Origin of the sequence: Pseudomonas sp. R2-7-07 (assembly GCF_003852355.1) — a bacterium.
Classification (GTDB): Bacteria; Pseudomonadota; Gammaproteobacteria; order Pseudomonadales; family Pseudomonadaceae; genus Aquipseudomonas.
This window is the reverse complement of the sequence record NZ_CP027759.1, coordinates 4,790,692-4,813,081: the sequence shown is the minus strand read 5'-3', so window position 1 is coordinate 4,813,081 and position 22,390 is coordinate 4,790,692. Positions and strand designations below refer to the sequence as shown.

Sequence of the window (22,390 nt, the reverse complement as noted above, 5' to 3'; positions counted from 1 at the left end):
CAGCACGACACTAACCAGGCGGCCGGGGTCAATCGAAAACGGCGTTGCTTGGAAACAGTCGTGCTTATCGCTCCCGGAAGGCTTCACGTGCCTTGAGCACGGGTTTGAGCAGGTAGTCGAGAATGGTCTTTTCACCGGTGCGTACTTCCACCGAAGCAACCATCCCTGGAATGATCGGCAAGGAGCGGCCACCGGCTTCCAGGTTGCTGCTTTCGGTCAGGACCAGGACGCGGTAATAGGTGTCATCGGGCCGGCCGGCTGCGGCTTTCTGATCATCTTTCAGGGTGTCGGGGCTGATATGTTCAACGTGGCCCTTGAGGCCGCCATAAATGGCGTAGTCATAGGCGGTGATCTTCACCGTTGCGGGTAGACCGGGCCGCAGGAACGCGACATCGGCGGGGCGAATCTTGCCTTCCACCAGCAACTGGTCTTCCAGCGGGACGATTTCCAGGATCGGCTCACCGGGCTGGATAACCCCGCCGCGCGTGTTCACTCGTACGTTCTTCACGGTGCCGCGCACCGGCGCATTGATGGTGGTGCGCTCGACCACGTCTGCTCGCCCCACCAGGTTCTCGGTGGTCTGGGACAGTTCCAGCTCGAACTTGGCCAGTTCGGAGTTGGCCTCGGCCTGGTAGCGGTTAATGCGCTCGACGATTTGCGACTTGATCTCGTTGGCCGAGCGTCGCATACGCAGGATCTCGACTTCGGACATCAAGCCTTTGGCCGCCAAAGGTTCAGCCAGCTGGATCTCCCGGGCCGACAACGAATAGCTGCGTTGCAGGGCGGCGAGGCTTTCGTCCAGGGCGTTTTTGCGCGCCCGGTAGGCTTGTTGCTCCTGTAGGACGACGGCCGGGTCGGTCATCACTTGTTCGTCGAACTCCAGGGGTTGTTGATACGCCTCGGCCCGCAGACGGGTGATGCTTGCCTTCAGGCCGATGACCTTGGACAGGGTCTCGCGATAGCTGGCCTGGGCTCGGGTCGGGTCGATCTTGAGCAGGATCTGGTCCTTCTCCACGATGTCGCCTTCACGCACATTCATCTCGGCCAGAATCCCGCCTTCCAGGCTTTGAATCACCTGTTCACGGCTTTTTGAAATAATCTTCGCCTCGCCCAGGGTGATTTCCTCGACACGGGCGAAATACGCCCAGACCAGACCACCGACCAACACGGCTGCGATGAGCTGAAGAATCAGGCGCGAGCCCGGTGTGGTTTGTGCCAGCAGTGATTCCTGAACGTCATTCATGAACGCGGCATCGCCAGGCATCAGTGCCGAGGCGGGTTCACCCCGGCCAAATAGTTTCTTGATCATTGTTCTGTCACCGCAGGTTGTTCCGGGGTTAGGGCAGGCGTTGCCTGGGCGTCGTTGTTACGGATGGCGTCCGGAGTCGTAACCCGTTGAGGTACGACAGGGCGTGCCGGGCCGATGTTGGCGTGGGTACGCGGCTTGGCCGGCGCAGCGGCGGCCGGTTTTGCCGCAGCCTTGGCCGTGTTGCCATTGAGGGCCTCGAGGATGGTGTCCTTGGGGCCGTCAGCGGTGACCTTGCCGTCATCGACAATAATGATTCGCTCCACCAGCGAGAGCAGGGACGGGCGGTGAGTGACCACCACCAACGTCTGGCCTTCGGTGGCGCGCTTGAGGTGTGCGAGAAACTGCACTTCGGTCTGGCCGTCCATCGCGCTGGTGGGTTCATCCAGCAATAGCAGGCTGGGCCGCGCCAGCAAGCTTCGCGCCAGGGACACCAACTGACGCTGGCCGCCTGACAGGCCTTCACCCATCTCGCCGATCGGCAGGTTGATACCTTTGGGATGGCGCCCTGCGACATGGTCCAGCCCGGTCAGGCGGATCACCCGCAGGAACTCCTCGGCCGTCGCTTCGGGCCGGCCGATCATCACGTTTTCGCGCAGGGTGCCGTAGAACAGGCGCGCATCCTGGCCGACATAACCAACGGCTCTGCGCCAGTCCGCCGGGTCGATCTGGTTGACATCCAGGCCATCGGCAAACATTTGCCCACTGACCGGCAGATACAAGCGCGCCATGACCCGCAGCAGGGTGGATTTACCGCTGCCGATGCGCCCCAGAATCGCCACGCGTTCGCCGGGCTTGATGACCAGGTTGATGCTTTGCAGCACGGCCGGGTTGGGTTGCATCGGTGGCGCCGGGTACGAAAAACCGATGTTCTTGAGGCTGATCTGACCCGTGATATCGGGCTTGGGCAGGTACTCGCGGGAAACATCGCGGTCCACCGGCATGGCCATCAGGCCGTTGAGCGAGCTCATCGCCGCCTTGGCCTGCTGGAAACGCAAGGCCAGACCGACCACCTGGCTCAGTGGCGCGGTGGCCCGGCCGGCAAGCATCACGGTGGCAATCAGCGCACCCATGGTCAGGTCGCCGGCATCGATCAGGTAAACACCGATGACGATCAGCGCCACGGTCTGGATCTGCTGGAAGAAGGCCACGCTGCCGGACGCCATGCTGGACAGTTCGCGCGATTTCATCGAGGTGTTGGCGGCCAGCGCGCTGAAGGTTTCCCAGCGGCGCTGCATATAGGCTTCGCCACCGATGGCTTTGAGGGTTTCCAGGCCTTCCACGGATTCGATCAACACCCCTTGCTTGAGGGACGCTTCACGCAGGTTTTCTTTCATGGTGCGGGCCAGCGGCCATTGGATGCCCACGCTGATGATCAGGATCAGTGGGATCAACAGCAGCGGCACCCAGCCCAATGGGCCGCCTACGGCAAAAATCACCGCGACGAACAACAGCACGAAGGGCAGGTCGGAAATGGTCGCCAGGGTGGCCGACGTGGCGAAGTCGCGAACCGATTCGAATTCGCGCAGCTGGTTGGCAAATGAGCCGGAGGAGGCGGGTTTGTGCTCCATCTGGATCGACAGCGCCTGGCGAAACAGCATCGTGCCGAGCACCAGGTCGGCTTTTTTTCCCGCGAGGTCCAGCAAGTGTGCCCGCACATATCGCGCGATGGCCTCGAAGACCATGGCCACCACCACGCCGATGGCCAACGACCACAGCGTGATAAACGCCTGGTTGGGCACGACGCGGTCGTAGACGTTCATGGTAAAGAAGATGCTGGCCAGGGCTAGCACGTTGACCAACACCGCCCCGATGGCCGCGCTGCGGTAATAGCGACGATAACGCCACAGTGTGGAGAACAGCCAGTGACCGGCGGCTTGGGGTGTTTCATCGCCGGCGCGCACGTCGATCTTGGCTTTTGGCTTCATGAGAATGGCGAAGCCGGTGTACAGCTCATCCATGGCCGTCTGATCGACTTCGACCGGCTCACTGCTGATCTCTGGCAGGACAACCTGGTAACGACAGGCGCGTTTGTCTTCGGCTTCGGTGTCGAGGTGGTAGCCCAGCAAAATACAGCCGCCGCGATCCTTGCGCAGCAGAATGATCGGCATCAGTTGTTTGGGCAGCACCCGCACAGGCCGCTCCACCATCCCGGCAGTCAGCCCGGCATTGGCCAGGCTGCGCATCGCCAGGGAAGGCGTCAGCAGGCCGACTTTAGGTAAACCGGCCGTCAGCGCCTGAGGCGACTTGCCCAGGTTGTAGTGATCACACATCCAGGACACGCTCTGTAACAGCGTGTCCTGGATCTGTGTTTGAGGCGCAGGCATCGCCTGGGCGTCCACGTCTTTTTCAACGGGCGCGCTATGAGTAGCCATCAGATTCGGTCCTGGGCTGGGCCCGCCTGGTGGCGAGCTTATCGGCGTGTGTATGCAGGGGGACGCCTGGATGAAACGGCGTTTTGATGAGGTGTAAAACGTCTCCCGACCATTGAGATAATTCTGATCGCTGAGTGGGCATGTGTGAACGAGACTTGTCCCAAAAGCGCTGGGACCCAGTGCGCTGGGTATGCATTCGAAACTGTCGGCGGGGTAACTTTTGAATGTCTTTTGGCGGGCACGAGGGGGGGCGGTTTATCTTCGTAACGTTATGAAAAATCAGGACCTACACTGGGCATGATGACGCGTCGAAACCTTTTTTATAATCGGGGTGATAGGCAAAACTATTGGAAGTTATCTTTCATTCCACATTTAGGATAACGTGCTACTGGCAACGTGAATTTGTAGGAAAGTTCCGAACCCATTGCCAGACTTGTGGAGTCCTGAAAATGAAGTGGTCGGTTGTTTCACCCCTGCGGATTGTTCTGCTCGATGATCACGCTCTAATCAGAGAGGGCCTTAACGTTCGGCTTTCCGCGGAGTCGGATCTGAAGGTAGTGGGGGTTTATTCGGGCAGTGCCGGATTGCTGGAAGCATTGCGCACCGAGCCCGCCGATCTGTTGATCCTCGACTACCAGCTCAGTGATGGCGAACTGGACGGCTTACGGTTGATTCAGTTGTTGCGCAGTCATTATCCCGAGTTGCGTATCCTGATTTTTTCTTCCGTGGAACGGCCTGCCACGGTCAATATGGCGATTCGTGCGGGGGCCAACGGCTTTTTCGGAAAGTCGCAGGAAACTGAGGAATTGGTGTTTGCTGTCAGGACGGTCGCGTTGGATCGTTTGTACCTTTCCCCGTCTATGGCCGCTGAACTGGATTCGACACCCAAGATGCCAGCCCCTGCGCTTTCTGGCGCGCAAGAGGTAGACGTCGATGGCCGCGACCCGCTGATCGATTATCCAGCACTGTCGCCCAAGGAACGTGAGGTGTTGCGTTGCTGCTTGGGAGGAATGTCAGTCTCTCAGATCGCTATCAAGTTTCTGCGCAGCCGCAAGACCATCAGCGGGCAGAAACAGGCGGCCCTGCGCAAGTTGAACGTGCGTACGGACACTGAACTGTTCAAGTTGCACCTGGACCTTAAAGACATCTGAAGGCCGCGCGCGGGTGTCACGATTTGGCGAGGTTGTTACGTTTTGCCAAGTCGTAGAGGTCCAGCAGCGTATTGGCATTGAGTTTGGTCAAAATGCGGGTTTTATAGGTGCTTATAGTTTTGCCGCTCAGTGACATGCGTTCGGCAATCTGCTTATTGCTCAGCCCTTGCGTCAAATACTGTAAAACGCCAAGTTCCCGCACAGACAGACTTCTGAGCAGCTCTTCTTCCTGATCCGTACCCGCTTCACGACGGGTGAGGCAAAATGCCGAATCAGGGAAATAGGTATGCCCGTTCTTTACCGCCCGCATTGCGTTGATCAACTCGCACAGATCATCGTGTTTGGCGACGAACCCATGAGCCCCGGCTCCCATGCAGCGCATCGCAATGTGGTTTGAAATCTGTGCGGTCAACACAATGATCTTGACCGGCTGACGCAGGCCAATCAGGCGGCTGATCACGGTCAGTCCGTCAACTTTGGGCAGCCCTATATCGAGTATCACGGTCCCTGGCTGAAGTTCGCGGATGAGGTCCACGGCATCCGCGCCATTTCCTGCTTCCCCGACGACTTTGTAACCTTCACCCTCCAACAGGATGCGCAGCGTCATACGAACAACGGGGTGGTCGTCGACAATTATTACGTGATTGTTCATGGGAACGTCGCTTTAGAAAGTAATTTGAAAGGTTTATGACTGAAAGCCTGTTGGGTGGCAATTACAGACGGTATTTTTGAGACAAGTCTTGAACCCCATGACGACCATGGTGGTGTACTTATATAGAAGTTGCAGGCGTGGCGTGCGACAACGTGAATGGCTGCTTTATATCGGTAATGAGTACGGTCGGTATTTTCGATTCTAATGGTGTACATAAAAAATATGCTCGCCAATCGTTGCGGTCTTCTTCAACGAAGTGCGCCAGATGGGTCGCACTGTCCGTGCATGAAAATGCGTTGCACCGTGGGTAATATCTTCATGATGGCCCGCGACAACCCGGTTCGCGACACGCTTGGCGTTCGCCCATGCGGCGGATTCGCTTGGCAATGAGGGGTTGGCACGGCGGGTCCAGGAGAACTGATTTCTTTCATACACCACTTGGCAAACGCTGGAGGCCTGCCAGTCGGCGCGGTTCATCGTCACCATGGCAACCGCGATCTGCCCATCAAGCGGTTCGCCGCGGGCTTCATGATAAATATTGAGTGCAAGGCACATCAAAGCGTTTTGCAAAGTCATTTAGAAGTTCTCTGACGCTGATCGCAGCACTGGGCTTCAACGGGCTTTAGAGGGAATATGCAGGCGCCGATTGTGTAGACGCGAGCATAGGCAGGCTATAAGAACTGTCTCAAACCTCTGGCGAGGCGCAATACCGATAACTAAGTAAAAAGAGAGTTGAATGTTCGCAGGGGCCAATTGAGTTCGGCGCTAAGTGTGTGCTGACTGTATTTAGAGCGGGTTCAAATACATGTTGTTATAAGTAATTAGCCGGACCCGGTAGCGCCCTGGGGCCGGCTTAGGGGATTTAGCAGCGGAGTCTCACCCCGCATTGCCGCTCACGCTCTCCAGGGCATCGGTGTCCTAAAGAGTGGTAGCATCCGGCCCTGGAGTGGCTCGTAGCGGCAAAAGTCTATTACGTAGCCATCTACCGAAAGCTTCTGAAATATTGCGCCCGTCCACGTCTGGGCTGGCTCCTTTGAGACGCGTCCCAATGCCTGCAAGCCCTCATGCAGGGTTCCCAACTCTACTGGCGACCGTCAAAATGAAATCACAGTTTCATCCCGCCAGGGTTGTCGCCCTGGTTTTTTTGGTCACGGTACTGGTAGGCACTGCCCTTCTGATGCTTCCGATATCCCGCACTGAAGGTGTGGGGGCACCGTGGGTGACGGCATTGTTTACGGCCGTATCGGCTGTATGCGTTACAGGGCTGGTGGTGGTGGATACCGGCACATATTGGTCGACTTTTGGTCAGTCGCTCATTCTGCTGCTATTTCAGCTTGGTGGCTTTGGCATGATGACCATCGCGACCCTACTCGGTCTGATGGTCAATCACTCCTTTCGCCTGCGGACTAAAATGGCCGCTCAGGTTGAGTCGCGCTCGCTGGGAATGGGCGATATTGCCAGCGTGGCCAAGCTGGTTCTGGTGGTAACTTTCGGCCTGGAGCTCATCATCACCGTGATGCTGACCCTCAGGTTACATCTGAGCTATGGGCTGTCGTGGACCGAGGCAGTATGGAGCGGACTATTTCATGCCGTGTCGGCCTTCAATAACGCAGGTTTTTCCATTCACTCCGACAGCCTGATGCGCTATGCCACTGATGCGTTGATCCTGCTACCGGTGATGATGGCGATTGTGATTGGTGGGATCGGCTTTCCAGTCCTGCATGACATGCGTAGTAAATTCAAGGATTCGCGGCATTGGTCACTGCATACCAAACTCACCGTTGTTGGCACGCTTATATTGCTGCTGGTGGGTTTTTTCACGCTGTTGGTGTTTGAGTGGTCTAACTCAGCCACACTCAAGCCCATGCCTGTGGCCGATAAAATTCTCTCGGCTGCATTTGCGTCTGTTTCTGCGCGTACTGCCGGGTTCAACTCGATTGATATCGGTGCGTTGACTCAAGAAAGTTGGGCGTTGCACTACTTCTTGATGTTTATCGGAGGAGGCAGCGCGGGTACTGCAGGTGGCGTCAAAGTGGGGACTGTGGCTATCTTGGCATTGATGGTAATCGCTGAAATTCGTGGCCGTAATGACAGCCAAGCATTTGGCCGCAGAGTCGGTACTTCGGCGCAGCGCCAGGCCATCACGATACTGGTACTGAGCAGTACCATGGTTGTACTGGGAACCCTGGTTATCCTGCGCGACACCGGTCTACCAATCGGCCAGGTCATATTCGAAGTCATCTCGGCGTTTGGCACCGTCGGTCTGTCCACCGGTATCACTGCGGACCTTCCCGAATCGAGCCAGTTGATGCTGACTCTGCTGATGTATGTCGGGCGTGTTGGAACGATTACTTTTGCAGCGTCACTGGCCCTGGGCGAACATCGCATGCCCTACCGCTACCCTGAGGAACATCCCATTGTTGGCTAAATTTCTGTTTACGGATCAGTTTGCTTTTTCCAAAGGCGATAGCGTTGTGGTGATTGGCCTGGGCCGATTCGGAAGTTCCGTGGCCCAATCACTGATGCGGTTGGGTCACGATGTGATGGGCATCGACAGGGACGCTGATCCGGTCCATGACTGCGCTGATATCCTGAGTCATGCAGTCCAGGCTGACTCCACCAACCTCGCGGTCTTACGCCAACTGGGCGTTGCTGACTTTGCCCACGCTATCGTGGGCATTGGTACCGATATGGCTGCCAGCCTCATGACCATCATGGCGTTGACTGAATTGGGTATCCGGGATATCTGGGTCAAGGCACGAACGGCCGAGCATGGGCAGATAGCTCAGCGTATAGGTGCTCACCATGTCGTCTACCCAGAGGCGGATATGGGGGAGCGCGTCGCGCACCTCATTACGGGGCGGATGATCGATTTCATCGAGTTTGATGACGGCTTTGCAATCGCAAAAATTCACGCCCCACTGCCGAGTCACAACAGCACACTTATTGACTCCAATATTCGTGAGAAATATGGCATCACAGTCGTCGGATTGAAGCGCGCCAATGAAGACTTCCAGCATGCCACTCCCAGTACCCTGATCCTGCCGGGAGATGTACTCATCGTGTCTGGTTTGACCCATCTCATCCAGAAATTTGCGGGGCACTCAAAGTAACTTGGGCTGCCTCCTTCACTGCCCCATTCAGTACACACAAACACCTGATTTTTATAGAGACGGTCGAGGGAGCTGTGGTTTCTGGCGTCTGAGAAACGGCAGCCCGGTCGCGACACTGGTGGAATTGATAGTGAACAATCCGAGTCTCAGGATGGGAACAAATGGTCATGCAAAAACAAAATACTTCCGTACTGTCTCTACCACTTCCCAAGTTCCTTTCATGCCAGGTTCAACTATAAAAATATCCCCCGCTCTAAGGTGGATAGGGTCTTTTCCATCGGGAGTGATTATGCAATATCCTTCCCTAAAATCGCAGTATTCCCATTTCAGATAATCAATTCGCCATTTTCCTGGGGTGCAGATCCAGGTACCCATGATCTTGCTGCCGTCTTCGCTGGTGTAGGCGTTGAGGTTGACGGTATGCGGGTCGCCTTCGAGTTTTTCCCATTTGCAGGCATCCAGGACCGGCAGGGGATGGGTGTCGCGCAGAACAGTGATCGGCTGGGGCATGATGACTCCGAGGCAAGGAAACAGAAGTTGAACCCTATAGCGCCGAGCTGTTTGCCAGTGGTCTGAACTCGACATCGGGATGCCCAGAACCGCAGCAGTCAACTGTGGGAGGGGGCAAGCCCCCTCCCACAGGGTCATCGCGTGAAACTTCCGAGCGTGAATACGCTATTTCTTCGCAGTAAGTGCGAAAGATTTCCCGCTTTGCGCCAGAATTCGCAAGAAAATTCACAGCTGGCCCTCGTATCATTCACCTCAGTGACAGCCGAGAGCCTTGAAATGAACCCAATAAAAACGTGGTGGGATATCAGCCCGCCCTTGAGCGCGGCGACCCCGACCTGGCCGGGCGATACGCCGTTCCAGGAAGAGCGCGTGTGGCAGTTCGGTCCGGAGTGTCCGGTGAATGTGGGGCGCGTGACCTTCTCGCCGCACACCGGCGCCCACGTGGATGCGCCGCTGCACTACAGCGCCGACGGCGCGCCGATTGGCGAGGTGTCGCTGGATATGTACATGGGCCCGTGCCGGGTATTGCACTGCCTGGGTAGCGGTGCTCTGGTGCAGCCCCATCAACTGCAAGGGCGTGTGGATAACCTGCCTGAACGGGTCTTGCTGCGCACTTATCCACAAGCGCCAGTGACGCGATGGGATTCAAATTTCACCGCCATCGCCCCGCAGACCATCGAGCTGCTCGCCAGCCTTGGCGTGCGCCTGATCGGTATCGACACCCCGTCCCTGGACCCGCAACAGTCCAAGACCATGGATTCGCACAACGCCGTGGCGCGTCATGGCATGGCGATCCTCGAAGGCATCGTGCTCGATGATGTGCCGGAAGGCGACTATGAACTGATCGCGCTGCCGCTGCGCTTTGCCCATCTGGATGCCAGCCCGGTCCGCGCAATCCTGCGCCCGCTTTTGGAGCCCACGCGATGAGCCAATGTCCCTTCTCGCCAGAATATAAGCCTGCCGACGACCAACCCCCGCAGGATTGGCACAACGCTGAGCTGAATTTTTCCGAGTCCATGAGCTACGGCGACTACCTGGACCTGGGCAAAGTCCTCAGCGCCCAGCACCCGCTGTCGCCGGATCACAACGAAATGCTGTTCATCATCCAGCACCAGACCTCGGAGCTATGGATGAAGCTGATGCTGCACGAACTCAAAGCGGCCCGCGAACATGTGCGCCTGGGCGAGCTGCCGCCGGCGTTCAAGATGCTGGCGCGGGTCTCGCGGATCTTCGACCAACTGGTGCACGCCTGGGCGGTGCTGGCGACTATGACTCCGTCGGAATACAAGGCGATCCGCCCGTTCCTCGGGCAGTCGTCGGGGTTCCAGTCGTTCCAGTACCGTGAGATCGAATTCATCCTCGGCAACAAAAGCCCGGCGCTGTTGCGGCCCCATGCCCATCGCCCGGAGTTATTGCTGCAATTGCAGGTGGCGATCGCCACGCCGTCGCTGTATGACGAGGCGATCAACCTGATGCTCAAGGCGGGCCTGGCGATTGACCCCAAGCGCGCCGAACGCGACCCGACGGCCGCTACCGTGCACGATGACTCCGTGGAAGCCGCGTGGCGTGAGGTGTACCGCGACCCGAGTCGGTACTGGGATTTGTATCAATTGGCCGAGAAGTTCATCGACCTGGAGGATTCGTTCCGCCAGTGGCGCTTCCGGCACGTGACCACGGTGGAACGGATTATCGGCTTCCAGCCCGGAACTGGCGGCACCGAAGGTGTGGGGTATTTGCGCAAGATGCTCGATACGGTGCTGTTTCCCGAGTTGTGGCGAGTGCGCTCTACGCTCTAAACAAAAATCTTCATATGCAATGCAATCCAATGTGGGAGGGGGCTTGCCCCCGATAGCGGTGGGTCAGTAAACATATCAATGACTGACACACCGCCATCGGGAGCAAGCCCCCTCCCACATGGGTTACTGCGCTGTCACAAGTTTCGTGTTTCGGACCCGCAAGCGGTAGGCCACATAGATAATCGCTACCCACACCGGCATCGCATACACCGACTCACGTATCCCCGGAATGGCCAGCATCACGCTGATGATCATCAGCATGAACGCCAGGCACAGGTAATTGCTGAACGGGAACCAGAAGGTCTTGAACGACGGCGTCACGCCTTGTTCGCCCATGGCCTTGCGGAACTTGATGTGGGTGATGCTGATCAGCGCCCAGTTGATCATCAGCGAGGCAACCACCAGAGCGAACAGCAGCTCCAGGGCACTCTGCGGCGCGACGTAGTTGACCACCACGCACAGCAGGGTCACCGCCGCCGAAATTGCCAGCGCGCGCAACGGCACGCCTTGCTTGTTGAGCTTCATCAGCGCCTTGGGCGCGTCGCCTTGCTCGGCCAGGCCGAACAGCATGCGGCTGTTGCAATACACGCCGCTGTTGTACACCGACAGCGCCGCGGTCAGCACCACGAAGTTGAGGATGTGCGCCGCGGTGTCATTGCCGATCAGCGAGAAGATCTGCACGAACGGGCTGCCGCTGTAGGCATCGCCCGAGGCGCCGAGGGTTTGCAGCAGTTGGTCCCACGGGTACAGCGACAGCAGCACGGTGAGGGCGCCGACGTAGAAAATCAGGATCCGATACACCACCTGGTTGATCGCCTTCGGGATCACCTTGCGTGGCTCGCTGGCCTCGGCGGCGGTGATGCCCACCAGCTCCAGGCCACCGAACGAGAACATGATGAACGCCATGGACATCAACAGCCCCATGCCGCCGTTCGGGAAGAAACCGCCGTGGCTCCACAGATTGCTGACCGACGCCTGCGGGCCGCCGGTACCGCTGAACAGCAGGTAGCAGCCGAGCACGATCATGCCGACAATCGCCACCACCTTGATGATCGCGAACCAGAACTCGGCTTCACCGAAGAACTTCACGTTCAGGGTGTTGATCAGGTTCACCGCGACGAAGAACACCAGCGCGCTGACCCAGGTCGGGATTTCCGGCCACCAGAACTGGATGTATTTGCCCACGGCCGTCAGTTCGGCCATGCCCACCAGCACGTAGAGCACCCAGTAGTTCCAGCCCGCCAGAAAGCCCGCGTAGCCGCCCCAGTATTTATGCGCAAAGTGGCTGAAGGAACCGGCCACCGGCTCCTCGACGATCATCTCGCCGAGCTGGCGCATGATCAGGAAGGCGATAAAACCGGCGATCGCGTAACCCAGGATCATCGACGGCCCCGCCGACTTGAGCACCCCGGCCGAGCCGAGGAACAACCCCGTGCCGATCGCCCCTCCCAAGGCGATCAGTTGAATGTGCCGGTTTTTCAGGCCGCGCTTGAGGCCCACCGGGTTAACCATGTCATCCGCCATTAACGTTCCCTTCTACTTGTTTTTCTTAAGGGTGAGCGCAGGCCGCATCAGCCCCTCAGAAGTGCTGAGGGTCAGATATTACTCTGCGTAAACTTTTCGTAATACAGCTGAACGCCATCAAGTGCCTGATCCGCCAGCCATTGTTGGATCGATTCGACCATTGGCGGCGGGCCACACACATACATATCCGCCGATCTGTCCCGTAATTCGGCCAGGTCGAAATGTTCGGTGAGGTAGCCGCGCTTGCCGGTCCACTGGGTCGAGGCGTCGCTGAGCACTTCGGTGTAGCGAAAATTCGCGATCTTCGACGCATAGCCATTGATGCGCGCGGCTTCGCACAGGTCCTGCTCAGTGCGCACGCCATAGTAAAGGTGCACCGGTTGATCGCAGCCGCGCGCCACCAGCTCATCGAGCATACCCAGCAACGCCGACAACCCGGTGCCGCCAGCGACCAGCACCAGCGGTTGAGTGACGTGCCGCAGGTAGAACGCCCCCAGCGGCGCTTCCATCAACAGCTCATCGCCCACCTGGCAACGCTCGCGCACGTAGTTGCTCATCACCCCATCGGGCAACAGGCGCACCAGGAACTGCAATTGATTACCCGGCAGGTTGGCGAAGGAATAGGAGCGCCAGCTGTCGGTACCGGGCACCGCCAGCCGCGCATATTGGCCCGGTAGAAAATCCAGCGCAGCGTCCACCTGCAGGCGCAGAATTGCCGTACCGGCCGACACCAACTGCACCTCGCTTACCGTGCCGCGCACGTGCACCGGCCCCGGCGCGTTGCACAGGCTCGAATCGAAGTCGAAGTAAAAGGTAGCGTCGGACTGCACCCGCGTCTGGCAACTAAGCATTTTGCGCTGTTGCACGTCGAGGCTCGACAGCGCTTCTTCGTCGACATAATCCTGGGTGTAAGCGCCGGATTCGCAGCGCCCCTGACAGGTGCCGCACACGCCTTCGCGGCAGTCCAGCGGGATGTTGATGCCGTTGCGCAAGGCCGCGTCCAGCAGGAGTTCATGAGCGCCCATCGGGAAGAACAAGGTCTTGCCGTCGGCGAAACTGAAGGCCACTTTGTGATTCATTCGCGAAACTCCACGCGTGTATGGCTAGCACATGATCTGTGGCGAGGGAGCTTGCTCCCGCTGGAGTGCGCAGCGCTCCCAAGCTTTTTGGGGCCGCTGCGCAGCCCAGCGGGAGCAAGCTCCCTCGCCACAGGTGGGATGTGCTTCAAAGGTGATAGAAATCCAGCACCGAGTTGATGGTGTCGTTCAGCAATAACGCGTGCTTGCGGGTGATCAGCCAGCTGTCGCCGTGTGGCTTGAGGCGGTAAGTGGCCTGCCCGTAGAACTGCTCCGAGGTCGCCAACCGGTAGAACAGCGTGTGCCAATTCAACTTCACGTCCAGCCCGCCGCCCGCCAACTCGGCAATGCGCACGTTGTTGATCAGGTGCAAGGTGCGCGGCATCGGCGTGGCCGAGGCGGCCTTGCCGGTTCGCAGGCGGAATACCCGGTCCTCCAGCCCTGAGCGGTTGGCGTAATAGATCAACGACATCTCGCGCTTGGGGTCCTGGGTGTAGACATGCTCTGAGTCCCATTGCGGCAAGTGGAATTCGCTCTGTGGGTCGAACAGCTGCACATAGGCATCCCAGTCCTGGGCGTCGCACAGTGCGGATTTGCGGTAGAAGAATTGCTCGATCTGGTACTGCAACTGCGCGTTCATCACTTCACCTCTCGCAGTTTCAGCGCTTGCTGGTCCAGGCCGTTGAGCAGGAATTGCTGCCAGTTGCGGTGCTGGTTGACGTACAGGCCTTCGTGGGTGAATTCGGTGCCGGTCATGGCCGGCTGGATACCAATGGCTTCGCTGTTGGGTGTCGGCCCGGTCTGCCAGCGGTGGCTGCCGCGCGAGATATCGCTCCAGCGCTCCAGGCGGCCCTGGAAACCGCGCTGGGCTTCGCGAAACTCCACCAGGTCATCCGGCGTGCCCATGCCCGACACATTGAAAAAGTCCTCGAACTGGCGAATACGGTTTTCGCGGTCGGCGTCGGACTCGTGCTTCACCCCCAGGCACTGGCTGATGATCTCGGTCTTGTTCCACGCCAGCGGGCGGATGATGCGCAGTTGGGAGCTGATCTGGTCGAGAAAGAATAGGCTCGGGTAGATATTCAGGTTGCGCAGGCGGTGCATCATCCATTCGGCCTTCTGCTGGCCGTGTTCGGCCACCAGGCGCGGCATGATGGTGGCGTAGCCGGAGCGCACGCTGGGGTTGGGCATGTCGCTGAACAGCAGGCTGTGGCCGTTATTGAACGCAAACCAGCCGTCGTCGGTATTGGCGTCGCCGGCGCCGAGCTTGCTGTAGTCCAGGGTGGTGCCGGCACTGGCGCCGTTTTCGCTGTTCACCTGCTGGCGATGCTGCACCGTGGCCACGTAGTTATAGTGCACGGTGCTGACGTGATAACCGTCCAGGCCGTTTTCGTTCTGCAGCTTCCAGTTGCCGTCGTAGGTGTAGGCGGACTTGCCCGGCAGCACCTCCAACTCACCGGTGGAGGACTGCGCCACCATCATGTCGAAGAACGCTTTGGCATCGCCAAGGAAGTCTTCCAGGCTGTCGGTTCCAGTCACATCGAGGCTGATAAACACAAAGCCCTTGTAGCTGTCGATGCGCGCCTTTTTCAGGCCACGGGTGGCTTTGTCGAAACCTTCCGGGTATTCCCCCGGCGCCTTGACCTTCACCAAGCGGCCATCGCTTTTGTAGCACCAGGCGTGGAACGGGCAGGTGAACGTAGACTGGTTACCCTTGCCCACGCGGGTGAGGGTGGTGCCGCGATGCTGGCAGGCATTGATCAGCGCATTGAGCCGACCTTCGCCGTCGCGGGTGATGATCATCGGCTGGCGCCCGGCGCGCATTGTCACGAAATCGTGGTTATTGGCCAGTTCGCTTTCGTGGCAAGCGTAGATCCAGTTCTTCTCGAAGATCAGTTCCATTTCCAGGTCGAACAGTTCGGGCTCGGTGAACATGTCGCGGGCGATGCGGAACACTTCATCGGCCGGGCGAAAGTCCAGGCAACTTTCGATAAAGGTTTTCCACTGCTCGACGTTTCTTGCACCACTCATGGGAGGCACCTTGTTTGATCGGGGCTAATCGGTGATTCATTAGAGGCAGCGGTGCAGGGTGCGGGCTATCCGCTTAATCGGGGAAGATGGGCCGCAAAGTTGGGCGGCAAATACCCAACCCGGTGCGCTGCGGTGACGTGATGCGCTACTGTCAGTGCGGGTAAGGGCCGAAAACCGCCGGGCGTTATCCACTTAGTCGACCTTTGCTATCCACCCAGTGAGCACTGCGCTGGCGTGGCGTGGAACTTGCTGTCGAACCCTGACGACGCGCCGCCAGAGCGCGCAAACGCCTGACCGCCGTGGGTGCACCTGATGAATAGCCAGACACGCGATATCCGTATTCAACGCTTCGACCTTGAAGGCGCCTGCAGCTGGATGTGCGGCATCTGCGGGCCCCATCGTTTGGCGACGGCCACGCCGGAACGCCTGCGCTTTCACCACAGCGCCAATGTGTTCAAGTCCCGTGCCACCACCCTGGGCGTGATCGAATACGGCACCGACGTGACCATCGACATCGAAGACGCCGAGCACTTCAGCAGCTACAGCCTGAGCCTGCCGTTGATCGGCGAACAGGAGCTGAGCAAGAACGGTGAGCGCCTGAGTTCGAACCGCGACCAGGGGGTGATCATTGCGCCCAACGAGCATCAGGTGCTGGCGATTTCCGGTGACTGCCGCAAGCTGCAGGTAGTGATCACGCGTGCGGCCATGAGCGAGTCGCTGGAAGGTTTGCTGCAACGGCCGATCGAGGCGCCGCTGCGCTTCGAACCGGTGATGGACGCGGTGGACGGCGCCCCGGCCTCGTGGTGGCGTATGGCACGCTACTTCATTGCCGAGTTTGAGCACCGTAGCGAGTTGTACGAGCAAGCGGCGTTTACCCGCGACCTGGAAAGCTCGCTGATCAAGGGCTTGATCCTGGCCCAGCCGAACAACTACTCCGAAGAACTGCGCGACGTGTTGGGCGTGAAGTTGCCGCACTACCTGATCCGGGCGCGCCAGTACCTGCACGACAATGCGCGCGAGGCAGTGCACCTGGAAGACCTGGAGGCGGTGGCCGGCGTGTCGCGCTTCAAGCTGTTCGATGCGTTTCGCAAATACTTCGCGCTGTCGCCCATGGCGTATTTGAAGAAGCACCGGCTGGTGGCGGTGCGTCAGGACATCCTCGAGCAGGGTGACACGCGTACCATCTCCGAAATCGCCCTGGGCTGGGGCTTTACCCACTTGGGACGGTTCTCGGCGGAGTACCGCAAACTGTTCGATGAGACCCCCAGCCAAACCTTGCAACGCAAGCGCCTGCGCAGTCTCTAAAAACCATGAAGATCCAATGTGGGAGGGGGCTTGCCCCCGATTGCGGTGTTTCAGTGACAGATGTACTGACTGACACTGCGCTATCGGGGGCAAGCCCCCTCCCACATTTGAATTGCAGCGACTGGGATAACTCAGAGCAGCTCTTCAACCAGTTGCAGGCAATGCCGCAGCCCCGGCGATTGATCATTCACCCGTCGGCTGAGAATGATCGGCGAGGTCGCGGTCGCTTCCACAATCGGCGTGTAGCCGATATCCGCCCGGTGCAGCGCCTGCACCGACGCCGGTACCAGCGTCACACCCATGCCGGCGCCCACCAGGCCGATAGCGGTCTGCAGCTCGTTGGTCCACTGCGCCACGTTAAGGCTCAGGCCATGGGCGTCGAACAGCGCGATCACGTGGTCGGCGTAGCTGGGTCGCGGGTTGCCGGGGTACAGCACAAAGGGTTCGGCGGCCAGTTGCGCAAGGCTCGCGGGCGCGCCGAGCAACGGGTGACCACTGGGCAACACCGCCACCAGTCGGTCTTGCACCAGTACACGCTGGACGATGGCCGGGTCGTCGATGCGGATCCGCCCGAAGCCCACATCGATGCGCCCGGCCTTGAGCGCTTCGACCTGCTGCACGGTGGTCATCTCCGACAAGCCCAGTTCCAACGCCAGCGACTCATGGGTGCGCAGCCGCCGAATCAGTTCCGGCAGCACGCCGTACAAGGTCGACGGCGCAAAGCCGATGCCCAGCCAGGTCTTCTCGCCCAGGCCGATGCGCCGGGTGTTGTCGCACACCGTGCCCAATTGCTCGAGCAGCACATTGGCGTGCTCATAGAAAAACCGCCCGGCCTCGGTCAGCCGCAGCGGTCGACCGCGTTCGAGCAGCACCACGCCCAATTCGTCTTCCAATTGCTGGATCTGCCGACTCAACGGCGGCTGGGCGATGTGCAGGCGTTCGGCCGCACGGGTGAAGTTGAGGGTCTGCCCCAGTATCTGGAAATAGCGCAGGTGACGCAGTTCCATGTTGGCTCCTTTAATACCTTCAAGGTATTGAACCAGACCAATTCTATATTGGAACCCTCTAACCACGCAGCACAGAATCGACGCAAACCTATAAAGAACCCAACGGGTATTGCCATGCCGATTTGCCCCATCGAGTCGATCGAAACGATCATCGTCGATCTGCCCACTATCCGCCCGCACACGCTGGCGATGCACACCATGCAAAACCAGACTCTGGTGATCATCCGCCTGCGTTGCGCCGATGGCATCGAGGGTATCGGTGAGTCCACCACCATCGGCGGCCTGAGCTATGGCAACGAGAGCCCTGAGAGCATCAAGGTCAACATCGACCGGCACTTCGCGCCGCTGCTGATCGGCCAGGACGCGAGCAATATCAACGCCGCCATGTTGCGCCTGGAGCGCAGCATTCGCGGCAACACCTTCGCCAAGTCGGGGATCGAAAGCGCGTTGCTCGATGCCCTCGGCAAGCGCCTGAACCTGCCGGTCAGCGCACTGCTCGGCGGGCGTGTGCGCGATGCCTTGCCGGTGGCCTGGACCCTGGCCAGCGGCAACACCGCCCAAGACATTGCCGAGGCCGAGAAGATGCTCGACTTGCGCCGCCATCGCGTCTTCAAATTGAAGATCGGTGCCGGTGCAGTCGAACGTGACCTGGCCCATGTACTCGCGATCAAGCGCGCGCTGGGTGAGCGTGCCAGCGTGCGCGTCGATGTCAATCAGGCCTGGGACGAGGCCGTGGCCCTGCGCGCCTGCAAGGTGCTGGGAGACAGTGGTATCGACCTGATCGAACAGCCGATCTCGCGCAACAACCGAGGCGGCATGGCGCGGCTGAACCTGTCGAGCCCGGCGCCGATCATGGCCGATGAATCCATTGAATGTGTCGAGGATGCCTTCAACCTGGCCCGCGAAGGCGCGGCCTCGGTGTTCGCCCTCAAGATCGCCAAGAACGGCGGTCCGCGTGCGGTATTGCGCGCGGCGGCGATTGCCGAAGCGGCGGGCATCGGCCTCTACGGCGGCACCATGCTCGAAGGCGGCATCGGCACGCTGGCCTCGGCACACGCGTTCCTCACGCTGAACAAGCTGGCGTGGGGCACCGAACTGTTCGGCCCGTTGCTGCTCACCGAAGACATCCTCACCGAACCGCTGCTGTATCGCGACTTTGAGCTGCATGTCTCCACCGCGCCGGGCCTGGGCCTGGCGATCGATGAAGAGCGCCTGGCGTTCTTCCGTCGGGATAAACACTAAGAGGCGCCTGCCATGTTGTTCCACGTAAAAATGACCGTGAACCTGCCGCTCGACATGCCCCCCGAGCGCGCCGCCAACCTCAAGGCCGAAGAAAAAGCCCTGGCCCAGCACCTGCAACAAGAGGGCAAATGGCGCCACCTGTGGCGCATCGCCGGGCACTACGCCAACTACAGCGTGTTCGATGTGGAGAGCGTGCAAGACCTGCATGACACGCTGATGCAACTGCCGTTGTTCCCCTATATGGCTATAGAAGTGAATGCGCTGTGTCGGCACCCGTCGTCGATCCATGACGACGACCGCTGAGCCTTTTTTGCACCCGATAATTACAAGATGAGGATTGCACCATGTCCATCCGACTGTCCCAGACGGCCCACGCCCAGCAGTTTCTCGAACAAGCCAGCGGCAATCTCAATGATGGCGGCAACCCGCGCACCAAGGCGCTGATCTACCGGATCCTGCGCGACACCGTGAACATCATCGAAGACCTGGAAGTGACCCCGCAAGAGTTCTGGAAGGCGGTCAACTACCTCAACGAACTGGGCAAACACCAGGAAGCCGGCTTGCTCGCCGCCGGGCTGGGCCTGGAGCATTACTTGGACCTGTTGATGGACGCCGCCGACATCGAAGCCGGCAAATCCGGTGGCACGCCACGCACCATCGAAGGCCCGCTGTACGTGGCCGGTGCGCCGTTGTCCAAGTACGAAGCGCGCCTGGATGATGGCACGGACGATGCCGTACCGCTGTTCATGCGCGGGCAGGTGCGCGACACCGACGGCAAGCCGTTGGCGGGGGCGATTGTCGATGTGTGGCAGGCCAATACCGGCGGCACGTATTCGTGGTTCGACCCGACGCAATCGGAGTTCAACCTGCGCCGACGCATCGAGACCGACGCCCAGGGCAACTACCGTTTTCGCAGCATCGTGCCGTCCGGCTACGGCTGCCCGCCGACCGGGCCGACCCAGCAGCTGCTCGACCAATTGGGGCGTCACGGGCAGCGTCCGGCGCACATTCACTTCTTCATTTCGGCGCCGGGGCATCGGCACCTGACCACCCAGATCAACCTGTCGGACGACCCGTACCTGCATGATGACTTTGCCTACGCCACGCGCGATGAATTGATCGCCGAGATTCGCTTCAGTGACGACCAGCAACTGGCGCGGGAGTTTGGCGTGGAGGGTCGGTTTGCGCAGATTGATTTTGACTTTGAATTGCAGCCAGCCGCGGCGCCGATAGAGCAGCAGCGCATGCAGCGAGTCCGAGCCCTCGAGGACTGAACGCGGTCAAAAAAATGTGGGAGGGGGCTTGCTCCCGATAGCGATGTGTCAGTCAGTAAATATGTCACTGACCCACAGCTATCGGGGGCAAGCCCCCTCCCACATTTGAACAGTGGTGTTGCTGGTTATTTGCGCACCACCAGATCCAGCACCTCATCCCGATCCTTGATCTTCTGCAACACAATCTCCGAACGGATATCCATCACCCCCGCCGTGCGGTTCAGGTGGTTCACGATAAAGTCCGAAAAATGCTTGAGGTTGCGCGCCTGTACCCGGAGCACATAATTGCTGGCGCCGGTGATCACATAGGCACTGGCCACTTCCGGCCAGCCCTGCACTTTCTGGATGAACGTCTCATGCCAGTCCTCCACATCCTGGCGCAACGACAGGTGCACGATGGCCTCAAGCTCAATGCCCAACTGCTCGGCATTGAGCACCGCGCGATAGCCGCTGATCACGCCTTCGCTCTCCAGCAGGCGCAAACGGCGCAGGCAGGCGGAAGGCGACAGCGCGACTTTTTCCGCCAGTTCCTGGTTGCTGATGCGGCCATCCTGTTGCAGGAAATGCAGGAGGCGCAGGTCGGTGGCGTCAAGAATCATGGTTGGCATAAATCCGCGTGTTTGCAGGTTAAATTCGAATTTCCTACAGCTTAAATAGCTCTTCGCCCACCACTTTGCACGAAAATTCTCTAAAAGTTCGTTCATTATTTGCTGCATATTCCCGATAAAAACCAGGACCACCCATGACCACCCGAAGCCATTGCCAAGCCCTCGACGCCCAGGACCCGCTGGCGCCATTGCGCCGCGAATTTGCCTTGCCCGAGGGCGTGATCTACCTCGACGGCAACTCCTTGGGCGCGCGCCCGGTGGCGGCGTTGGCGCGGGCGCAACAGGTGATCGCGCAGGAGTGGGGCGATGGCTTGATTCGCAGCTGGAACAGCGCGGGCTGGGCGGATTTGTCCCAGCGCCTGGGCAATCGCCTGGCGCCGCTGATCGGTGCGCGGGAGGGCGAAGTGGTGATCACCGATACCACTTCCATCAACCTGTTCAAAGTCCTCAGCGCCGCGCTGACCGTGCAGCGCCAGCGCCAGCCGGCGCGCAAGGTGATCGTCAGTGAAGCGAGCAACTTTCCCACCGATCTGTACATCGCCGAGGGGCTCGCCGAGTTGCTGCAACAGGGTTACTCGTTGCGCCTGGTCAACAGCCCGGACGAACTGCCCCAGGCCATCGATGAGGACGTGGCGGTGGTGATGCTTACCCACGTCAACTACAAGACCGGTTACATGTACGACATGCGTGCGCTCACTGCCTTGAGCCATGAATGCAGCGCGCTGAGCATCTGGGACCTGGCCCATTCGGCGGGCGCGGTGCCCATCGACCTGCACGCGGCCGGCGCCGATTATGCGATTGGCTGCACCTACAAATACCTCAATGGCGGCCCCGGCTCCCAGGCGTTCGTGTGGGTCAACCCGGCGTTGGTGGACCTGGTGCGCCAGCCGCTGTCGGGCTGGTTCGGGCATACCCGCCATTTCGCGATGGAATCCAACTATGCGCCGAGCGCCGGCATCGCCCGCTACCTGTGCGGCACCCAGCCGATCACCTCGCTGGCCATGGTCGAGTGCGGCCTGGAGATTTTCGAGCGCACCGATATGAGCAGCCTGCGCAGCAAATCCCTGGCCCTGACCGACCTGTTTATCGCCCTGGTCGAAGCACGCTGTGCGGCCCATCACCTGGTGCTGATCACACCCCGTGAACATGCCCGGCGCGGCAGCCATGTCAGCTTCGAACACCCGCAAGGCTATGCAGTGATCCAGGCCCTGATCGCCCGCGGTGTGATCGGCGACTACCGCGAGCCGCGCATCATGCGCTTCGGTTTTACCCCGCTGTACACACGCTTTACCGACGTGTGGGACGCCGTGGAAATCCTCGCTGACATTCTCGACAACGTCACCTGGGACCAGCCGCAATTCAAGGTTCGTAACAGCGTTACTTAAGAGCACCACAAAACCAATGTGGGAGGGGGCTTGCT

General features: G+C 59.5%; 21 protein-coding genes. 10 read left to right on the top strand and 11 right to left on the bottom strand.

The window, feature by feature from the left end; translation table 11 throughout:
* Window positions 1-64: 64 nt before the first annotated feature.
* Window positions 65-1,309: an HlyD family type I secretion periplasmic adaptor subunit gene (locus C4J86_RS22115; protein WP_124371853.1), complete on the bottom strand. Its 1,245-nt coding sequence runs from the start codon at window positions 1,307-1,309 to the stop codon at window positions 65-67.
* Entirely contained in the window at window positions 1,306-3,681 is a 2,376-nt protein-coding gene (locus C4J86_RS22110; protein ID WP_124371852.1) for a type I secretion system permease/ATPase, read from the bottom strand. The genes C4J86_RS22115 and C4J86_RS22110 overlap by 4 nt, the downstream gene beginning before the upstream one ends.
* Before the next feature lie 449 nt (window positions 3,682-4,130).
* On the opposite strand from C4J86_RS22110, the gene C4J86_RS22105 reads away from it, so the two are divergent.
* Window positions 4,131-4,832, top strand: a complete 702-nt coding sequence (locus C4J86_RS22105; protein ID WP_124371851.1) for a response regulator transcription factor — start codon at window positions 4,131-4,133, stop codon at window positions 4,830-4,832.
* A gap of 16 nt (window positions 4,833-4,848) precedes the next feature.
* Here C4J86_RS22105 and C4J86_RS22100 read toward each other — a convergent pair whose 3' ends face one another.
* Both C4J86_RS22100 and C4J86_RS22095 read right to left on the bottom strand, forming a co-directional pair.
* The gene (locus tag C4J86_RS22100) at window positions 4,849-5,484 is read right to left on the bottom strand and encodes a response regulator transcription factor (RefSeq protein ID WP_124371850.1); all 636 of its coding nucleotides are present in this window, start codon (window positions 5,482-5,484) and stop codon (window positions 4,849-4,851) included.
* 201 nt (window positions 5,485-5,685) lie between these two features.
* Window positions 5,686-6,060, bottom strand: coding sequence for a cell wall hydrolase (locus C4J86_RS22095; RefSeq protein WP_124371849.1), 375 nt, complete (start codon window positions 6,058-6,060; stop codon window positions 5,686-5,688).
* A 523-nt stretch (window positions 6,061-6,583) separates the two neighbouring features.
* Between C4J86_RS22095 and C4J86_RS22090 the strand changes: the two genes are divergently transcribed.
* Complete coding sequence (locus C4J86_RS22090) at window positions 6,584-7,912, top strand: TrkH family potassium uptake protein (protein WP_124371848.1); 1,329 nt, start codon at window positions 6,584-6,586, stop codon at window positions 7,910-7,912.
* On the top strand, window positions 7,902-8,597 hold the full coding sequence (locus C4J86_RS22085; RefSeq protein ID WP_177412759.1) for a TrkA family potassium uptake protein: 696 nt from the start codon (window positions 7,902-7,904) through the stop codon (window positions 8,595-8,597). Before C4J86_RS22090 ends, C4J86_RS22085 begins: the two co-directional genes overlap by 11 nt.
* 165 nt (window positions 8,598-8,762) lie before the next feature.
* Here the strand turns inward: C4J86_RS22085 and C4J86_RS22080 are convergent, their stop codons facing one another.
* Window positions 8,763-9,107, bottom strand: a complete 345-nt coding sequence (locus tag C4J86_RS22080; RefSeq protein ID WP_124371846.1) for a cupin domain-containing protein — start codon at window positions 9,105-9,107, stop codon at window positions 8,763-8,765.
* 276 nt (window positions 9,108-9,383) lie between these two features.
* Here C4J86_RS22080 and kynB point away from each other — a divergent pair, with 276 nt between their 5' ends.
* Together kynB and kynA are read left to right on the top strand one after the other, a co-directional pair.
* Window positions 9,384-10,034, top strand: a complete 651-nt coding sequence (gene kynB, locus C4J86_RS22075; RefSeq protein WP_124371845.1) for an arylformamidase — start codon at window positions 9,384-9,386, stop codon at window positions 10,032-10,034.
* Window positions 10,031-10,903: a tryptophan 2,3-dioxygenase gene (kynA, locus tag C4J86_RS22070; RefSeq protein WP_124371844.1), complete on the top strand. Its 873-nt coding sequence runs from the start codon at window positions 10,031-10,033 to the stop codon at window positions 10,901-10,903. The genes kynB and kynA overlap by 4 nt, the downstream gene beginning before the upstream one ends.
* A gap of 123 nt (window positions 10,904-11,026) precedes the next feature.
* On the opposite strand, the gene C4J86_RS22065 is transcribed toward kynA, so the two are convergent.
* The 4 genes from C4J86_RS22065 to antA all read right to left on the bottom strand — a co-directional run bounded on the left by C4J86_RS22065 (window position 11,027) and on the right by antA (window position 15,534).
* Window positions 11,027-12,427 (bottom strand): amino acid permease, encoded by a 1,401-nt coding sequence (locus C4J86_RS22065; protein ID WP_124364393.1) that lies wholly within the window; start codon window positions 12,425-12,427, stop codon window positions 11,027-11,029.
* A gap of 71 nt (window positions 12,428-12,498) precedes the next feature.
* Complete coding sequence (antC, locus tag C4J86_RS22060; RefSeq protein WP_124371843.1) at window positions 12,499-13,506, bottom strand: anthranilate 1,2-dioxygenase electron transfer component AntC; 1,008 nt, start codon at window positions 13,504-13,506, stop codon at window positions 12,499-12,501.
* A 145-nt stretch (window positions 13,507-13,651) separates the two neighbouring features.
* A complete protein-coding gene (antB, locus tag C4J86_RS22055) occupies window positions 13,652-14,143 on the bottom strand; it encodes an anthranilate 1,2-dioxygenase small subunit (protein ID WP_124371842.1) in 492 nt (163 codons plus the stop codon).
* On the bottom strand, window positions 14,143-15,534 hold the full coding sequence (gene antA / locus C4J86_RS22050; protein ID WP_124371841.1) for an anthranilate 1,2-dioxygenase large subunit: 1,392 nt from the start codon (window positions 15,532-15,534) through the stop codon (window positions 14,143-14,145). Before antA ends, antB begins: the two co-directional genes overlap by 1 nt.
* Window positions 15,535-15,846: 312 nt before the next feature.
* Between antA and C4J86_RS22045 the strand changes: the two genes are divergently transcribed.
* Window positions 15,847-16,839, top strand: coding sequence for a helix-turn-helix domain-containing protein (locus C4J86_RS22045; RefSeq protein WP_124371840.1), 993 nt, complete (start codon window positions 15,847-15,849; stop codon window positions 16,837-16,839).
* A 131-nt stretch (window positions 16,840-16,970) separates the two neighbouring features.
* On the opposite strand, the gene C4J86_RS22040 is transcribed toward C4J86_RS22045, so the two are convergent.
* Window positions 16,971-17,846 carry a LysR family transcriptional regulator gene (locus C4J86_RS22040; protein ID WP_124371839.1) on the bottom strand — a complete coding sequence of 292 codons (876 nt, stop codon included), beginning with the start codon at window positions 17,844-17,846 and terminating at the stop codon, window positions 16,971-16,973.
* Between the two features lie 114 nt (window positions 17,847-17,960).
* On the opposite strand from C4J86_RS22040, the gene C4J86_RS22035 reads away from it, so the two are divergent.
* Genes C4J86_RS22035 through catA form a run of 3 tightly spaced genes read left to right on the top strand, consistent with a single transcriptional unit; the run spans window position 17,961 to window position 20,362 of the window.
* A complete protein-coding gene (locus tag C4J86_RS22035; RefSeq protein WP_124371838.1) occupies window positions 17,961-19,088 on the top strand; it encodes a muconate cycloisomerase family protein in 1,128 nt (375 codons plus the stop codon).
* 12 nt (window positions 19,089-19,100) lie between these two features.
* Window positions 19,101-19,391: a muconolactone Delta-isomerase gene (gene catC, locus C4J86_RS22030; RefSeq protein WP_124371837.1), complete on the top strand. Its 291-nt coding sequence runs from the start codon at window positions 19,101-19,103 to the stop codon at window positions 19,389-19,391.
* 41 nt (window positions 19,392-19,432) lie between these two features.
* Entirely contained in the window at window positions 19,433-20,362 is a 930-nt protein-coding gene (catA, locus tag C4J86_RS22025) for a catechol 1,2-dioxygenase (protein WP_124371836.1), read from the top strand.
* Window positions 20,363-20,487: 125 nt separating this feature from the next.
* Here the strand turns inward: catA and C4J86_RS22020 are convergent, their stop codons facing one another.
* Entirely contained in the window at window positions 20,488-20,961 is a 474-nt protein-coding gene (locus C4J86_RS22020) for an Lrp/AsnC family transcriptional regulator (protein WP_124368330.1), read from the bottom strand.
* Between the two features lie 143 nt (window positions 20,962-21,104).
* Here C4J86_RS22020 and kynU point away from each other — a divergent pair, with 143 nt between their 5' ends.
* Complete coding sequence (kynU, locus tag C4J86_RS22015; protein ID WP_124371835.1) at window positions 21,105-22,355, top strand: kynureninase; 1,251 nt, start codon at window positions 21,105-21,107, stop codon at window positions 22,353-22,355.
* The last annotated feature ends 35 nt before the right edge of the window (window positions 22,356-22,390 follow it).

Coding starts and splice junctions, on each gene's coding strand:
- antB (WP_124371842.1), bottom strand. CDS start 14,143: ATGAACGCGCAGTTGCAGTACCAGATCGAGCAATTCTTCTACCGCAAA.
- C4J86_RS22100 (WP_124371850.1), bottom strand. CDS start 5,484: ATGAACAATCACGTAATAATTGTCGACGACCACCCCGTTGTTCGTATG.
- C4J86_RS22080 (WP_124371846.1), bottom strand. CDS start 9,107: ATGCCCCAGCCGATCACTGTTCTGCGCGACACCCATCCCCTGCCGGTC.
- C4J86_RS22040 (WP_124371839.1), bottom strand. CDS start 17,846: ATGGAACTGCGTCACCTGCGCTATTTCCAGATACTGGGGCAGACCCTC.
- kynA (WP_124371844.1), top strand. CDS start 10,031: ATGAGCCAATGTCCCTTCTCGCCAGAATATAAGCCTGCCGACGACCAA.
- C4J86_RS22115 (WP_124371853.1), bottom strand. CDS start 1,309: ATGATCAAGAAACTATTTGGCCGGGGTGAACCCGCCTCGGCACTGATG.
- C4J86_RS22090 (WP_124371848.1), top strand. CDS start 6,584: ATGAAATCACAGTTTCATCCCGCCAGGGTTGTCGCCCTGGTTTTTTTG.
- C4J86_RS22035 (WP_124371838.1), top strand. CDS start 17,961: ATGCCGATTTGCCCCATCGAGTCGATCGAAACGATCATCGTCGATCTG.
- catA (WP_124371836.1), top strand. CDS start 19,433: ATGTCCATCCGACTGTCCCAGACGGCCCACGCCCAGCAGTTTCTCGAA.
- catC (WP_124371837.1), top strand. CDS start 19,101: ATGTTGTTCCACGTAAAAATGACCGTGAACCTGCCGCTCGACATGCCC.
- C4J86_RS22105 (WP_124371851.1), top strand. CDS start 4,131: ATGAAGTGGTCGGTTGTTTCACCCCTGCGGATTGTTCTGCTCGATGAT.
- C4J86_RS22020 (WP_124368330.1), bottom strand. CDS start 20,961: ATGATTCTTGACGCCACCGACCTGCGCCTCCTGCATTTCCTGCAACAG.
- C4J86_RS22065 (WP_124364393.1), bottom strand. CDS start 12,427: ATGGCGGATGACATGGTTAACCCGGTGGGCCTCAAGCGCGGCCTGAAA.
- kynB (WP_124371845.1), top strand. CDS start 9,384: ATGAACCCAATAAAAACGTGGTGGGATATCAGCCCGCCCTTGAGCGCG.
- C4J86_RS22095 (WP_124371849.1), bottom strand. CDS start 6,060: ATGACTTTGCAAAACGCTTTGATGTGCCTTGCACTCAATATTTATCAT.
- C4J86_RS22045 (WP_124371840.1), top strand. CDS start 15,847: ATGAATAGCCAGACACGCGATATCCGTATTCAACGCTTCGACCTTGAA.
- antC (WP_124371843.1), bottom strand. CDS start 13,506: ATGAATCACAAAGTGGCCTTCAGTTTCGCCGACGGCAAGACCTTGTTC.
- kynU (WP_124371835.1), top strand. CDS start 21,105: ATGACCACCCGAAGCCATTGCCAAGCCCTCGACGCCCAGGACCCGCTG.
- C4J86_RS22110 (WP_124371852.1), bottom strand. CDS start 3,681: ATGGCTACTCATAGCGCGCCCGTTGAAAAAGACGTGGACGCCCAGGCG.
- antA (WP_124371841.1), bottom strand. CDS start 15,534: ATGAGTGGTGCAAGAAACGTCGAGCAGTGGAAAACCTTTATCGAAAGT.